This window comes from Acidobacteriota bacterium, assembly GCA_016196065.1.
In the GTDB taxonomy this organism is placed as follows: Bacteria; Acidobacteriota; Terriglobia; order Terriglobales; family Acidobacteriaceae; genus Acidiflorens.
Genome location: JACPYL010000010.1, coordinates 338849 through 354341 on the forward strand (window position 1 = coordinate 338849; position 15493 = coordinate 354341).

At 57.6% G+C, this 15493-nt stretch carries 14 protein-coding genes; 7 read left to right on the forward strand and 7 right to left on the reverse strand.

The features are described 5' to 3' along the window. Window positions 1-51 precede the first annotated feature (51 nt). Entirely contained in the window at window positions 52-867 is an 816-nt protein-coding gene (gene amrB / locus HY010_04855; protein ID MBI3475039.1) for an AmmeMemoRadiSam system protein B, read from the reverse strand. Window positions 868-914: 47 nt separating this feature from the next. Then, entirely contained in the window at window positions 915-1793 is an 879-nt protein-coding gene (gene rsmA, locus HY010_04860; protein ID MBI3475040.1) for a ribosomal RNA small subunit methyltransferase A, read from the reverse strand. Window positions 1794-1896: 103 nt separating this feature from the next. Between rsmA and glgA the strand changes: the two genes are divergently transcribed. Further along, the gene (gene glgA / locus HY010_04865) at window positions 1897-3378 is read left to right on the forward strand and encodes a glycogen synthase GlgA (protein MBI3475041.1); all 1482 of its coding nucleotides are present in this window, start codon (window positions 1897-1899) and stop codon (window positions 3376-3378) included. 76 nt (window positions 3379-3454) lie between these two features. Then, window positions 3455-3736 carry a hypothetical protein gene (locus tag HY010_04870; GenBank protein ID MBI3475042.1) on the forward strand — a complete coding sequence of 94 codons (282 nt, stop codon included), beginning with the start codon at window positions 3455-3457 and terminating at the stop codon, window positions 3734-3736. A 190-nt stretch (window positions 3737-3926) separates the two neighbouring features. Here HY010_04870 and HY010_04875 read toward each other — a convergent pair whose 3' ends face one another. Beyond that, window positions 3927-5399 carry a beta-lactamase family protein gene (locus HY010_04875; GenBank protein MBI3475043.1) on the reverse strand — a complete coding sequence of 491 codons (1473 nt, stop codon included), beginning with the start codon at window positions 5397-5399 and terminating at the stop codon, window positions 3927-3929. A gap of 81 nt (window positions 5400-5480) precedes the next feature. Between HY010_04875 and HY010_04880 the strand changes: the two genes are divergently transcribed. Beyond that, window positions 5481-6659 carry a Gfo/Idh/MocA family oxidoreductase gene (locus HY010_04880; protein MBI3475044.1) on the forward strand — a complete coding sequence of 393 codons (1179 nt, stop codon included), beginning with the start codon at window positions 5481-5483 and terminating at the stop codon, window positions 6657-6659. A gap of 24 nt (window positions 6660-6683) precedes the next feature. Here the strand turns inward: HY010_04880 and HY010_04885 are convergent, their stop codons facing one another. Both HY010_04885 and HY010_04890 read right to left on the reverse strand, forming a co-directional pair. Continuing rightward, a complete protein-coding gene (locus tag HY010_04885) occupies window positions 6684-7370 on the reverse strand; it encodes a hypothetical protein (protein MBI3475045.1) in 687 nt (228 codons plus the stop codon). 570 nt (window positions 7371-7940) lie between these two features. Next, the gene (locus HY010_04890; GenBank protein ID MBI3475046.1) at window positions 7941-8888 is read right to left on the reverse strand and encodes a tetratricopeptide repeat protein; all 948 of its coding nucleotides are present in this window, start codon (window positions 8886-8888) and stop codon (window positions 7941-7943) included. Window positions 8889-9413: 525 nt separating this feature from the next. Between HY010_04890 and HY010_04895 the strand changes: the two genes are divergently transcribed. From HY010_04895 to HY010_04905, 3 genes are all read left to right on the forward strand, one after another. After that, the gene (locus tag HY010_04895) at window positions 9414-9827 is read left to right on the forward strand and encodes a biopolymer transporter ExbD (protein ID MBI3475047.1); all 414 of its coding nucleotides are present in this window, start codon (window positions 9414-9416) and stop codon (window positions 9825-9827) included. Window positions 9828-9917: 90 nt separating this feature from the next. Continuing rightward, window positions 9918-11177 carry a DNA polymerase IV gene (gene dinB / locus HY010_04900; protein MBI3475048.1) on the forward strand — a complete coding sequence of 420 codons (1260 nt, stop codon included), beginning with the start codon at window positions 9918-9920 and terminating at the stop codon, window positions 11175-11177. Window positions 11178-11530: 353 nt separating this feature from the next. After that, the gene (locus HY010_04905; protein MBI3475049.1) at window positions 11531-12490 is read left to right on the forward strand and encodes a substrate-binding domain-containing protein; all 960 of its coding nucleotides are present in this window, start codon (window positions 11531-11533) and stop codon (window positions 12488-12490) included. Between the two features lie 30 nt (window positions 12491-12520). On the opposite strand, the gene HY010_04910 is transcribed toward HY010_04905, so the two are convergent. Together HY010_04910 and HY010_04915 are read right to left on the reverse strand one after the other, a co-directional pair. Then, window positions 12521-13366, reverse strand: a complete 846-nt coding sequence (locus HY010_04910; GenBank protein ID MBI3475050.1) for an ATP-binding cassette domain-containing protein — start codon at window positions 13364-13366, stop codon at window positions 12521-12523. Between the two features lie 3 nt (window positions 13367-13369). Further along, window positions 13370-14152, reverse strand: coding sequence for an ABC transporter permease (locus tag HY010_04915; GenBank protein ID MBI3475051.1), 783 nt, complete (start codon window positions 14150-14152; stop codon window positions 13370-13372). A 179-nt stretch (window positions 14153-14331) separates the two neighbouring features. Here HY010_04915 and HY010_04920 point away from each other — a divergent pair, with 179 nt between their 5' ends. Continuing rightward, entirely contained in the window at window positions 14332-15489 is a 1158-nt protein-coding gene (locus HY010_04920) for a chromate transporter (protein ID MBI3475052.1), read from the forward strand. Window positions 15490-15493: the final 4 nt, after the last annotated feature.

Below are 15493 nucleotides of genomic sequence, written 5' to 3' on the forward strand. Positions count from 1 at the left end.
GCGCCCTCTTTTTCTTGCTCGGAGTCCTCACGCCGCCTGGCATTCAGGTTTCTACGAAACGACGATTCCGGCATAGCCCACGACCTGGTCGTAGTCACCGGACACGTCGCCTGAGGTCGCGTACTTCACCAGCGTCGCGGATTTTGCACCAATCTGCACTGCGGCGGTCAGCATTGCAACGGATGGGCCGAATCCGCACATGGTGATGTTTTCCTTCTTGACGGTCTCCCACAGTCCGCGAGCATCCAAGGCGAGCACGCGTTCGATTGCTTTGTGGTCTTTCACGCGCGTAATCGTGTCGGATTCATAGTGATTCATGTCGCTCGACGCGATGATAAGAATCTTTGCCGGCTGCGCCGAGATCACGTCGGCAAGCGCTTGTCCGAGGCCGTGAAGAACGTTGAAGTCGCTGGTCCCCACGGCAATCGGAACAAAGCTGAGGTCAGGATGAAGCGTTTGCAGGAATGGAAGCTGCACTTCAATCGCATGCTCGGAGCGGTGCGCGGCGCTGTCCTCACGAAGAAGTGGGAATCGTTGCAGCAGGGCATCTCCCAATTCCGCGTCAGCCGCGACTTCGCCCAGTGGAGTCTGCCAACCTGCACGCGTCATGATCGCCAGCGGGTGTCCCATGCCGGTGTGATTCGGACAAAGGACAATCACGCGGCGCGGAATTTCCATTTGTGAATAGACGGTACCAGCCACGTGGCCGGAATACATGTATCCAGCATGCGGAGCGATGCAACCGATGGCCGGGATGAGGATTTTTTCGTCGTGAGCGGTGTATTGCAAAACGTCGCGTCGAAGTTCGTCGGCGTCGCAAGGGTAGAAGCGTCCAGCGACGGCCGGTGTGCGGATCGCGGTGGTCATAGGAGGCCTCGATTGTTATGCACAATGTAGCCCGGCATGTCTTGGATCTACGGCGTCCCGTCTCGCAGCGCCCGAAACAGCGCCGCACTCTTATCCAGCCCCAGCGCCTCGGCTCGAACAGTCGGCTTCACTCCACTTTTCGCAAGCGCTGATTTCAGGGCGCCAGGATCATAGTGATCTTTCAGATTGTTCCAGAGTGTCTTCCGCTTTTGGCCGAAGGACAATTTCAAAAAAGAAATAAACTCTGCGTCTGCCACGTTCAGCGATGCCAGCTGCGGAGCGATCGTGAGACGCACAACGCTGGAATGGACTTTTGGTGGCGGATCGAACGCCGCGGGCGGCAGCGTGAACAAGTTTTCTACACTCGCATACAACTGTGTAGTCGCCGAAAGCAGGCCATAGTCGCGGCTTCCCGGAGAAGCCGCCAGGCGGTCCGCGACTTCCTTCTGCACCATGATGACGATCGTCGAAAAGTAGCGGTGATATTCCAGCAGCCGCAAAACAATGTCGGAAGTAATGTAGTACGGAAGATTGCCGACGACGTAGGCGGGGTCCGGCACAAAACTCATTCCCGGACGCGCCAATCCTGGTTTTGGTCCAAAGACGGTGTCGAGCTGAATCTTCAGGATGTCGCCTTCGATGATCTCGACATTTTCGTCGGTGCCGAACTTCATACGCAGTTGCGCGGCCATCACGCGATCGAGTTCAACGGCGATGATGCGGCGTCCGCGCGTGGCCAGCAGGGAAGTGAGAGCGCCGCGTCCGGGACCGATCTCGAGCACGGTGGCCTGCGAGATGTCGCCGAGCGCTTCGACGATGCGCACGGCAGCGCCATGATTGGCGAGCAGATGTTGCCCCAGCTTGGGTTTTTGAGCCGGCTGTGCGATCCCTCCCTTAGGCACGTTGACCCTCTTTCTTTCCGGCATTTAGACTGGCAGAGTTCATTGCATTGCGACCAGCAGCAATCATCACCATAATCATAGCCTGAGCGGGAGGAATTGAAGTCCTGCTCCGGGAGGCCTCCTTCCGATGCACATCGCCTTCGTCGCTTCTGAGTGTGTTCCCTTTTCAAAAACTGGCGGGTTGGCCGATGTGGTCGGTGCGTTGCCCAAGGCCCTCGCCGCCCTCGGGCATCAAGTCAGCGTTTACGTCCCCCGCTATCGCCAGACCAAACTCGACGATCCGCAAACGGTGGTGCGCAGCATCACGATTCCGTTCGACGACAAGTATCGCTTCGCGCAGGTCGTGACCGCCGGCAATACGGGAGGCGTGCGTTTTTATTTCGTGGAGTATCCCGCGTACTTCGATCGCGAAGCGCTCTACGGCAGCCCGGCTGGCGATTATCCAGATAACGCGGAGCGCTACTACTTGTTTACGCGCGCTGTGCTGGAAGCGTCGAAGATTCTGGGAGTGCCGCACGTGTTTCATTGCCATGACTGGCAGTCGGCGTTGTTACCCGTCATGCTGCGTACGGAATACGCGGAAGATCCTGCGTTCCGCGAAGTCGCGACCGTGTTCACCATCCACAACATGGGATACCAGGGTTTGTTTCCGCCCGACATCCTGCCGCTGCTGATGTTGCCGTGGGATTTGTTCACGATGTCGAAGATGGAATTCTTCGGACAGGTCAATTTCCTGAAAGGCGCGCTGACTTTTTCCGACTTCATCACCACGGTGAGCAGGAAATATTCGCAAGAGATTCAGACGACCGAATACGGATTCGGCCTGGAAGGAGTGCTGCGCACTCGGGCCGCGACCGTCGCCGGAATTGTGAATGGCGTGGATTATGACGAGTGGAGTCCGGCAGCCGACAAGTTTCTCGCCGCGAAATATTCACCGCAGGATCTGGCTGGGAAGAAGGCGTGCAAGAAAGACCTGCTCAACACTTTCGGACTGACAAACGCCGATCCCAATACGCCGGTCATCGGAATCGTCTCGCGCTTCGCCGCGCAGAAGGGCTTCGACCTGATCTCCCAGATCGCGGACCGCCTGGCTCGTGAAGAGATGGTGCTGGCCATTCTCGGATCGGGCGACAAGCTCTTCGAAGAAATGTTCCTGCGGCTGGTGAAACAATTCCCCAACAAAATCGCTCTTAAAGTTGCCTACGACAATGCGGTCGCACACAAGATCGAAGCAGGCTCCGACATGTTCCTGATGCCGTCCCGCTACGAGCCTTGCGGACTGAACCAGATTTACAGCCTCAAGTACGGCACGGTGCCCATTGTTCGCGCCACCGGAGGTCTCGACGACACCATCGAACCCTGGGACGCCCGCACCGGTAAAGGCACTGGCTTCAAGTTCAACGACTACACTGGCGAAGCTCTCCTCACTACCATCAAGCAAGCGCTGCTCGCCTATCGCGACCAGTCGTCCTGGCAAACATTGATGCGCAACGGCATGAGCAAGGATTTTTCGTGGGGAGCGTCGGCGCGGGAGTATGGGAAGATCTACGACCGGGTACGGCTGCTAAGGTCGAGCGCGGCGACGGCGGTGGAGAAGGCGCTGGTGTAGGGAGTTCTGAGAGGGCACCGGGCGAAGGTAATCTAGACCCCAAAAGCCGCCCGATCTACCGTTTAACCAGAACACTATGCTGTCGATCTTCGTCGCGATTATCGCCAGGCTCGCTGTCCTACTGGGAATGGCCTTCATCCTCGGGAAAACCGTGCCACGCTTGCCGCAAAACAAGGTATGCCGTTTTGTTTTCTTGTTCGTACTCTGCGTGCCATTCAATTTCATAGCCAACTACGTGAATGTGTGGACGCTTGGATATCACAAGATGGGTTGGACTTGGAATCTCATTTTCGGTTTGTTCTTTGCCACCTGGCTAACGTTCTTGCCACCGCAAGAGCACAACTCAAATACACGATGACCTAGTGAGAACGGTCTGAAGTTGTTTTTGACATTCCTCACCGCCGTCCGATTTCTTCGATAAAAAAGTTCGTTCGTGAACCTGAACGAAGCACGGTCGCCAAAAGACAATTTCCTCACAGCTTCCTGTCCCCAGTTTTCGTAGGTGAAGGCGCGGCATTGAGACAATCAATGACCCTGCTGCGTAACCATCATTCTGCCCGCTTCAGCAATCGGTCGTCACTGGCGAGGAAGCGCATCTTCCCGTCGGCGCGCGGTCGAACGAAACGCATGAGCATGGCCGGACTGCCCGGCGCCGGCGTCGCGTGCCGGAACGTGTCATTGCCGAGTGGCTCCATCACAATGTCGGGCATATGCTGGTTGGAATTGTCATACGTAGAGATCTTATCGACCGTTCGCAGCGCAAGACTGCCATCGCGGGCCAGGATGATGTAGCGGTCGGCATTGTTTTCATAGGTGCCATGATAGGGAGCGAGATCGACAGACGGGATGCGACGTGGCGCCTCCGAAGCTCTAGTCCCGGTCCAGGACGTCACGATTGGATCGAGAAAAGCCGTAATCAACGCATCGCCCTTATCGCAATTGGTGAGGAGCACGGCGACACGGCCGCTGGTGGGATGTGCAAACACCTGAGACTGCACGCCCGGACCACCACCGCCGTGTCCGACCACGCCGCCGGGCAGAAGCATCCATCCCAACCCTACCTTTGCTATCGACGGGCCAACCGTTACGAACTCGGCGGTCGGCTCTGACATACGCGTGGCTGACGCGGCGGAAAGGATGCGAACCCCATTCGCGCCCACGCCACCGGCGATCAGAGCTTTGACAAACGTCACCAGATCACTTGCCGTGGTCATCTGCGTGGAGCCGGCTGGCGCGAAGCTGGGTGCCAAGAACGGGCGCGTGGTCTGTACCATTCTGGCGGTTGCCTCATCGGTAAGGTCGCCAACGCTGACACGAAAGCGCGGCAGATCCAGAGGATCGACCAGGGAGTGCCGCATCCCAAGCGGCTCATAGATGCGGGTCTTGACCAGCGTGTACCAGCTCACGTCCCGCAACTTCTGCGCCAGGTATCCGGCGACGACAAACGCAATATTGTTGTAAGAAGTCTCCGTTCCCGGATCGAATAGCTGATCGAGATCGGCGCAGCGCTCAACTGCATCCACGATTCGCTCGCGATCAGGCCCGTACTCCGGCAGCCATTCGCCGTCAATTCCGCTCGTGTGATTCAAGAGCATCGCGCACGTGATGCGATTCAGCGACTGCATGTCGCGAATACGGAAGTCTGGCAGATGTTGGATCGCCGGGTCGTCCAGCCTGATTTTGCCTTCATCGACAAGTTGCATGACTAGGACCGCAGTAGTCAGCTTCGTGATTGAGCCAACATGCATGAGCGTGTCGGCCGTGACGGGATCTCCAGTCACGCTGTTGCGCACCCCGGCGACAGCCGTGTTCAGCGTCTTGCCGTCCCAATAGGCGAAGGATGCTCCGGTCACGTGGGCGGCCGCTCGCGCTACTTCAAGCCGTCGCGAATAGTCGCCCGCCGTCTGGCCGGAGGAGTTGTCGAGAACGTTTGCCGTGATGACAGCGTTACTTGCCGCAGGCGCTCCGACGATCGCCAGAGCGGCCGTACCGTGCTTGAGAAAATCGCGGCGCGTTGACATCGATTACCTTTCTTTCGGGCCAAAGTGCTCGCTCCCGCTACTCTTCGACGTTGGGCCGACGCCCGGACGGCAGAATCTTAAATGCCCTGGCCAAAAATTCTCTCGGATAACATACACTACGCGATCAGGAGCCCTCTCGTGCATAGGTACATCCGCCTCATCGCACTCCTCGCCGTGACAACAATCCTGCCCGCGAAATTTATGGCGCAGACTCCCGCTCAACCAGCCGGCAAACCTCTACGCGTTGCCATCGTCGGGCTGGTGCATGGGCACGTCGGCGGATTCCTGGAATCCGCGCTGAAGCGCAGCGACATTCAGATTGTCGGCGTTGCCGAACCGGATCAGCAGATTGCGCAACGTCGCGCCAACGAGTTCAAACTCGATTCACAATTGCTGTATAGCGATGTGGAAAAGATGCTTACGTCGGTGCATGCGCAGGCCGTATTGGTGTATACCGACACGCGCGATCATCGCCGCATTGTGGAAGTGGCCGCACGTCATGGCATTCCGGTCATGATGGAAAAGCCGCTGGCCGTCAGCCTGGACGACGCGCTGGCCATCCAGCGAGCAGCCGACGCGGCGCACATCGCTGTACTGGTGAACTACGAGACGACGTGGTATCCCAGCAACAATGCCGTTTATCAACTGGTGCGCGACGGGGCGCTCGGCGACATTCGGAAAGTTGTCATCCACGACGGGCACAAGGGGCCGCAGGAGATCGGAGTCGAACCGGAATTCCTTGCTTGGTTGACCGATCCGGCGCGCGACGGCGGCGGAGCGCTGTTCGATTTCGGATGTTACGGCGCCGACCTGATGACGTGGCTGATGCAGGGCGCAACGCCGCTTGCCGTGACGGCGGTCACGCAGCAAATCAAGCCGAAGATTTATCCGCACGTGGATGATGAGGCGACCATCATCCTCACGTACCCGAGGGCGCAAGCCATTTTGCAGGCGTCATGGAACTGGCCGTTCGACCGCAAGGACATGGAAGTTTATGGAGAGACCGGCCAGGCGATCACCGTCCGCCGCGACGACGTCCGCGTCCGCCGCAAAGGAGACGATGCCGAGCGGCAGCAGGCAGCCCCGGCGCTCGCCGCTCCATACAACGATTCCATCTCCTACCTGATCGCGGTCGTCTCGGGAGAGATCAAGCCCGCGGGGCTCTCGGCGCTCGATACGAATGTGACGGTGGTCCGCATTCTGGACGCTGCGCGTGAGTCGGCGAAAACCGGAAGGACAATCAGGCTCGCCGAGCGTTGATTATAACGAGGTCGAGAGAAACATCTACTTGGCTATCGTGGTATTTGAATCGCAATCCTTGGGGAGTCGATAAATGGATAGCGTGGTTCCGTCTGTAACTGCCACAAATTCTCCAGATGGTGAAATCGCGGCCGACCTTGCCTGAGTATATGTCGCCGGAAAGCTGCGGTGCCAACTGAAGCATGATTTCCCTGTGACCGTATCGACGACGCGGACCTCTTCACGGTTGTCTTCCGGCTCCGCCCACCCTAACGAGGTCACGGTTCGAGCGCTGTCGAGAAAGTGCCTTAGCGGCGGCACTTTTCGAGTGGCGAAATCGAACAAGATACGTCGACCGTCCGTAGACGAGTTGTGGCCCTGATCACATACGCTTGCATCTGTGGACCATCGACTCCCCTGATCTGACACGTCTCTTGGGTGCAATTCCAATTGAACATTCCCATTGAAGTCAACGATGCGGGCCTTCTTGCAGTCGTCCAAATAGAGCTTGGCATTTCCCAGCAAAACGGCATGGTAACCCCAAATTTCATCTTTCACCGAAAACGAACCGAGTTGCTTCCCGTCGAGTGTTTCGACTCGAATAACGCGCCCATTGCGGATCACAGCAACCTCGTCCGAAATTGACCGCAAATCTCCCGTACCCTCGCGCACCGGTTCCAAGGTGTCGGCTATCCGATAGAGTTTCCATGAGCCCCGTTGCCACTCCGCCACAGTCTTCCCCGATGGGGAAATGCGGCCTATGTCCTTGGGGACTTTCCGTGCCGTCGATAAATCTGCAGAATACAGAAGGCTTGGACCACGTCCAGATGTAGTGAGGACATGCCCATCGCCCGCCGCGTGAATCGAGCTAGAGTCGAGTCGCTGCGTTCGGGCAATCAGCTGAAGGTTATCGCCTTCCCATCTAATTAGGGATAACGAACATTCATGTGTGGCACAGCCGATGCGGCATGCGCTCACAGCAACAGATGAATCCGACGAAAATGCAACCGTCGCCCAAGTTTGCTCACAGCGCGATTGCAGTTCGGACAATGAGAAGATTGCCGCGGGTTGGGGCAGCGGAGCATCTGACGCGAAGGTGCATACTGCGCAACCCATGAAGACAACGAATAGCCCTACGCTAAGTCGTATTCTGCTTCCGTTCCTCACTCGTTCAGTGTAGTAGGAACAGTCTTTCTGCCAGCATATGATTGGGACACATTTTGAAGTGCTCCAAGTCACTTAAGTAACTCGTTCTTGACACTCGGCGACGCAAGACTTGGTCGCCACCAACGGTCTTTCCCTTTATCCGCCCGCCAGCTTTTTCCGCGCTACCGGACGCGCGAACGCATTCGTCGGACCGTGCCCGTTGTTCGCCATGACCTTGTTGTAGTACTCCTTGGCGTGCGCTGCGTCGCCCGTCTTCTCGTAGGACTGCGCGAGCAGCATCAGGATGAACGCATCTTCCTGATTCGCCTTTCCCAGTTCCGTGATTGCCGTCTTGTAGTCGCCGGCATAGAACGCGACATATCCGGTCAGATAGGGAAAGAAAATGGCCTGAGCCGGATTGTTCGCCTTGTCGAGCGCCGCTTTCGCCGCTGCTACCTGCTTCTGCGCTTCTTCGCGCTGTCCGCGCCGCGCCGCAATGCGGGCCTGGGCGTGCGCCCAGCGGAATGCCCACACGCTCTTGTCGGTATCTTTTAAGTCAGGAATACGCAGCGCGGTGTCGTAGCCGGTCTTGTACCAGGTGGCTGCGCCGTCGATGTCGCCGGATTCGAGCTTGATGCGCGCCAACTCGTTGGCCACTCCCGCCGCGGACTCGTAGTCCGGCTTGGGCATTGTCATCGAAGCGTCGAACACCTGCTTCTCGTATTTCTCCGCCTCTGCCGCATTACTCTCGAACGCATACGAGAACGCCATCACGCGCAAGGCGCGATTCTTCTGGTCTGCCGGAGCGACTTCGATCGCCTTCTTAAGATGCACGCGCGCCGCTGTGTAGTCGCCCTTCATGTCGAGCGCAATTCCTGATTCCAGATGCGCCTCGTACAAATCTGGAGACTTTGCCATCGCTTCCTGATACAGCTTCAGCGCCTCGTCTTGTTTGCCTTCGCTGTTGAGCTTTTGCCCCTGTTTCACCAGCGCCTGCGCATCGCCGGACATTGCCGCCGACTGCGCCCTCACCGCTTGCCCCATGCAAGTCCCCACAACAAGCAACGCTAGAAAAATGCGAACATTCCGATAAAGAGATTTCATGCGCGTGATTATAGTCCGGAAATCAGATTAGGCGCGAGAACGTTGCGAACCGTCGCGATGCATTTCTCCAACGTCTCGCGATTCTCACGTCACACCGTCAACCGCTGAGCACAATTTGGAGATATTCCGTGCCGATCCTGCGACCTAATGGTGTTCGTAACAGTAGTACTCTTGCGCACACTATTGCGGAACATGAAGATACAGGGCGGGGTCTAATCAGCCATGACCGTGCAGCCTAGCAGGTGGGTTGGATACACGCTCCTAGTCTCCGGCCTTCTATTGCTCTTCGATACTGAAACCTTTCTTCGGGCCAATTGGTCGCCATTGCGTATTCCACTGTCCGTACCGGTTGAACTGGCATGGGCGTATTTTTTGTGTGCAAGTGGGGTTGTCAGCCTGCTGGCGTCATTTCTCATTCGTATCGTCGCGGAGTTCGCGCCTGACGCTTCGGTGAAAGTAGGGGAACGTTTCCCCCATCTTTCGACTGAAGTACGTCAGCGAAGGCGACTACCCCTGCAACCGAGAATGTCCGCGCTCCCGAACCGCGCTGTCATTGGGGGTGTCGTGATGCTGCTTGTGCTGCTCCCTACCTTCATCATGATTAACCAGAAAGTTCCGGCCAAGGGTATCTATGTGCGACTGGCGCCAGGGCACGATCCGGATCCACTGGAGTGTCTGGAGGGCCCCATCGTAGTCAGAGTGAGTGAATCGAGTCAAATGCTGTTGAACGGAAAGCAACTGAGTCGGGACCAACTTGAGCCGGCCCTAAAAGCCGCACTCCGCCGGAGAAAAAACTGGGAAGTGTTCGTCGAGGGCGATGACTCCGCACCCTATGCTGATCCGATGTTCGCGATTGATGTCATCAATTCTCTGCATGCCAAGGCCGTAATTCTGACTGCCAAAGCAAAAGCACAGATTGCAGCGGCTCACTGTCGTTGATCCATGGCTAGCCAGGGCGCGCTTATCCCCACTCGATTCCACTCTCCAGCCAAAGAACGTATGATTCTTTCGTAGACCTCCAGAATCTCCATGCCTTCCACCCGCACCATCTTCCACGTCGATATGGACGCCTTCTTCGTCTCCGTGGAGGAACTGTACGATCCGTCGCTCAAAGGAAAGCCCGTCGTAGTCGGCGGACAGCGCGACGAGCGCGGCGTGGTTTCGGCGGCTTCGTACGCGGCGCGGAAATTCGGCGTACATTCGGCAATGCCTCTGCGCACGGCGGCGAAGCTTTGTCCGCAGGCCGTCTTTGTCAACGGGCATCCGGAACGTTACCGCGAATACTCAGGACGCGTCCACGAGGTGCTGTGCCGTTTCTCTCCGCAGGTGGAAATGGCGTCAGTGGACGAAGCCTATCTCGACATGACCGGCACGGAGCGCTTGCACGGGCTCCCGTTGCGATCGGCGCATCGCCTGCATGAGGCGATGAAGGCGTCGACGCAATTGAATTGCTCGATCGGCATCGGGACGTCACGTCTGATCGCCAAGGTCGGATCGGCAAAAGCCAAGCCCAACGGCGTGATCTGGGTGCTGCCATCGCAGGAAGCAAAGTTCCTTGCGCCACTCGATGTGCGCGATATTCCCGGTGTCGGCAAAGTGATGGAACAGAAACTGCACGCGATGGGTATTGAACGTGTCGGCGATCTGGCTCGACTGGAAGAAGGCGACCTCGAAGAGCGTTTCGGAAAATGGGGACTCGCGCTCGCGGGGAAATCACGCGGAGAAGATGCTGGGGGATGGTTTGACACCGCAGTCGGCGAGGACAGCGGCGCAAAGTCCATCAGCCACGAACACACGTACAACGAAGACACCGCCCAACTCGACCGGTTGCAGTCCACGCTGATGCGCTTGAGCGAGATGGTCGGCCGCCGCCTGCGCGAAGGCGGATATTTTGCGCGGACGATCCAACTCAAACTGCGCTACTCAGACTTCACCACGCTGACTCGGGCTCACTCACTCGAGCAACCCACACAGCTCGACACTGAGATCTATGAAGAGATACACCAGCTTTTCCTGCACAACTGGAAAAAGGGATCCCCGATACGACTCCTCGGCGTACAGGCATCGCACTTCGAAGCGAGTGGTTCGCAGCTTGATTTATTGGAGCCTGCGCGGGACGAACGCTGGAAGAAGGTGCTGGCCGCCGCCGACCATCTGCGCGATAAGTTTGGCGAGTCGACGATTGGACTGGCGACCGGCTTGAGAGGCGGTTTCCGCGAGCGGACGCATGAGAATCCGGTCGCGTTGCCGGGAAAGAAGCCGCGGCAGAAACCGGATGGTGCCAAGTGAGAGTCCCTGTACGGCTACGATTCGGAACGATGGGTGGCTGTTTTGTGCAGGCGGACTGCAGATCCCTCACTTCGTTCCGGATGACAGTTCTTTAGGGGGATTTAGGGGATTAGAGCGCATGAAGAATGCATGAAAAATATGGACCAAGTGTGTCGTGACCTCTGCAATCTGACCTCTAATCTCTGACCTAGACTGACCTGTGACCTCCAACCTGTGGCCCGTGACCCTCACCTTTGCATCCTCCCACTCCTCGGGTCTACAATCCCTACCGTTCCGATAGTCCTTCAAAGTTGTGTTCCAAGGAGGAGCTTATGCCTCGCCCGCGTCAATTCCTGGCGTTCTTTGTAGCCCTGATGTTCATCGTTCCTCTTCTTGATTGCGGTGCGGCACATTCCGCTGACGAACTTTACATTCTCGTTTCCGCCAATATTCAGGTGCCGTATTGGAAGGCGGCGGGCGCGGGACTGGCGCAGGCGGCTTCCCAACTGCAAGTGAAATCCGATTTTGTCGGACCTGACGAATACGATCCCAAAGCTGAAAAGGAGGCTTTCGAAAAAGCGTTAACGAAAAAGCCGACCGGTATTCTGGTGTCGGCAGCGGACGCGAAGTTGCTTACCGAGAGCATCGACAAAGCGATTGCCGCGGGCATTCCGGTGATCACCATCGACTCCGACGCGCCGGACAGCAAGCGCCTGTTTTTTATCGGGACCAACAATTACCAGGCAGGACTCGCCGGTGGAACTCGTCTTGCAGCGGAACTCAAGGGTAAAGGAAACGTCGTCATATTCACGATGCCGGCGCAGGCAAATATGGCGGAACGCTTGAATGGGTTCCGCGCGGCGCTGGATAGTCATCCACAGATCAAGATCGCGCGTGTCGTCGACATCGCGGGCGACCCTCGCATCGTTTTCGATACCACTACCGAGATTCTCGGCAAGGAACGCGACAAGATTGATGCGTTCGTGTGCCTGGAGGCGCAAGGTGGCAAGGAAGTGGCCACCGTTCTGAGTTCGAACAAAATTACGGGCAAAGTTGTAATCGCAATGGATACCGATCCCGACACGCTGGAGTGGATTCGCAAAGGCGTGATTGCAGCGACCATCTCACAAAAGCCTTACACGATGACCTATTTCGGACTGCGCGTGCTCGACGAGTTCTATCACAACAAACTGAATTCGCTGTCCGGGGATTTTGCCAAAGACAGCTTTGCGCCGGTGCCTGCATTCGTGGATACAGGATCCGCCCTGGTGGACAAGGCCAACGTGGAAGCGTTCGTCCAAATGAAACAGGCGGCGACGGGCGGGAAGAATTAACGCAGAGCAGCAAGGGCCGGGTTGCGGAATCTATGAGATGTATTCCCGGATATAAGGATCGCGAGACGCGGCCAGCTCTCGCAGATCACCGTCGAAGATAATCTTGCCGTCGCGCAGCAGCAGGAAGCTCATCGGAACTTCGCTCTGCTTGCCTTTCGGCATCTTCACCATCTTGTTCGTATTTTTATCGAATTCGTGGGTGGCCATGGTGAAGCCGTCCTGCAGGCGGTGCGTCACCATCAGCGCGCTGGTCTTGTAGACATCGCGCTGTTTCACGATCAACTCGACGATGGTGTTGGAAGTGACCGGATCGAGGCCGCCGGTCGGAGAATCGTAGAGCAGCACTTCCGGTTGCGTAATGATCGCGCGTGCGATCGCCACGCGCCGCCGCATACCGCCGGAGAGTTCCGACGGAATCATGTCAATCGTGCGTTCCAGTTCCACGAAGCGAAGTACTTCGCGCACGCGCCGGTCGACTTCTTCTTCCGAAAGATGTTCTTCCATCATCCGGTAAGCGACATTTTCGCGCACCTTGAGGGAATCGAACAAGGCACTTTCCTGGAACACGATCCCCGCCCGTGCGCGGAGCGTGAACAATTCCTGCTCGGACATGCTCGTGACTTCGTTTCCAAGAAGGAAGATGCGGCCCGAATCCGGTCTCATCAGTCCGAGGGCAAGCTTGAGGATCGTGCTCTTGCCCGAACCCGCCACACCGAATAAGGCCTTGGTATCCCCTTTTGGCAGGTGGAAGGACACGCCGTCAAGGACGACATTGTCTTCAAACGCAATCGAAACGTTGTCGAACACGACAGGATCGGCGGAGGAATCGCTCTGCTGTGTGGCCGCGTTTTCAATCGGCAGAGTGGGCGCTGACATGTTCTACCTGTAACCAAGCACCGCGAAGATCGCCTTGGTGACAAAGAAATCAACGACGAGGATCAGCACCGACGACGTGACCACGGCTTGCGTGGTGGAACGGCCTACACCTTGTGTGCCGCCCCGCGTTGACATGCCGTAGTAACAGCCAATGCTGGCGATGATGAAGCCGAACATCACTGGTTTGACCAGGCCCATGAAGACGTCGCGGAACACCAGGGTCTGCCAGGCGTTGCTCCAGTATTGCCGGGAGTCGAGTCCGAAGAGCAGGTTGGCGACCGCGAATCCGCCGACCAGTCCGAGCAGATCGGAAATAATGGTCAGAAAAAACAGCATGAAGACGGTGGCGCCGACCCGCGGTGTGACCAGTTTCTTGCTGGGATCGGTGCCCAGCGCGCGCATGGCATCGATCTGTTCGGTGACGATCATCGAGCCGAGTTCGCTGGCCATGCCGGACGCGTTTCGTCCTGAAACCATCAGTCCGGTGATGAGCGGGCCGAGTTCCGTGACCATCGATTGCGAAACCAGTTGCCCGATCAATGTGATCCCGCCAAAGCGCTGGAGCGTGCTCGCCGAGTTCAACGCGAGCAGAGCGCCGATGGAGAGTCCAGAAAGAACCACGATGGGAAGGGAACCGACGCCGATGAGGTCGGCCTGCTGCAGCAAGTCGCCCCAATAGAGTGGCCGGCGAAAGAAATTCGTCAGCGACTGCGATGCCAAGATCGCGTAATCCTGAATCGCCTTGACCGCGTCTTTCGCGACGTCAAAGGGCGAGATCAGTTCCAGTTCGAGGGCCATATCCGTCCCAGAGACTATAGCAGAGGCGAAAACGGAGGTGGAGGGCCGGATGGAGGGGGCGTATCGGAGGACCCCTTCGGCCGCCACCCGGCAGAATTTCCGATAAGATGTCGCTGGATCTGAGATCTGAGTTTTGCCGAAATCGTGTAGTTTGAGGACGACGAAGCGTGACCGAAAAACCCCATCCCGAGGCGCACCAAACTGCGAAAGCCTCCCTTCCTGAGTTCGTCGGCTATTTCCTCTGGCTTGGCACGGTGGGATTTGGCGGTCCGATCGCGCTCGCCGGGCACATGCAACAGGATCTCGTCGACAAACGCGGATGGGTCAGCAAAGAGGACTACGTTGAAGGCCTCGCCCTCGCGCAGTTGGCCCCCGGTCCGCTGGCGGCGCAACTCGCCATTTACCTTGGCTACCTCCGGGCCGGAATCATCGGAGCCACAGCGGTCGGTATCGCATTCGTACTGCCGTCGTTCCTGATGGTGCTGGCGCTTTCGGCTGCGTATGTCCGCTTTGGGGGCTTGCCATGGATGCAGGGGATGTTCTACGGCATCGGCGCGGCCGTGATTGGCATCATTGCCCGCTCCGCGGTCAAACTCACCAAGCTGACGCTGGGCAAAGATAAATTGCTGTGGGGGATTTTTGCGGTCCTGGCGATTTCGACCGCGTGGACGTCCCGCGAAATCATTTGGCTCTTTCTGCTAGGTGGGGTGGTCGCACTACTGGTCAAAGCTCGTCCTACCCGCGTCCAAACTGGAAAGATTTCGGCGGTGCTGCTGGCGCCGATGTCGTTCAGTTTCGGGAGTAGCCCGCTACTGCAGATATTTCTCTACTTCGCAAAGGCTGGAATGTTCGTATTCGGCAGCGGGCTCGCCGTTGTGCCGTTTCTGTATGGCGGAGTTGTCCAGGGACATCACTGGCTCACCGACCATCAGTTTGTGGATGCCGTAGCCGTGGCCATGATTACACCCGGCCCAGTCGTGATCACGGTCGCCTTCATTGGTTATCTGGTGGCCGGGGTTGCGGGAGCGACCGCATCCGCTCTCGGAATCTTTCTGCCGGTTTATCTGGTCGTGATCGTGCTGGCGCCCTCGTACAAACGCTGGGCGAAGAATCCTCAATTGAATGCGTTCGTTCGTGGAGTGACAGCCGCCGCGACCGGAGCGATCGCTGGCGCGGTCATCGTGCTCGCGAGGCGTTCGGTCTACGACTGGCCGACAATTCTGATTTGCGCCGTCAGCCTGGCAGTTCTGTTTCGCTGGAAGGTTCCGGAGCCGATTCTGATCGCCGTTGCCGCAGTGGCAGGACTACTGCTGCGGTCTGCGTAACACG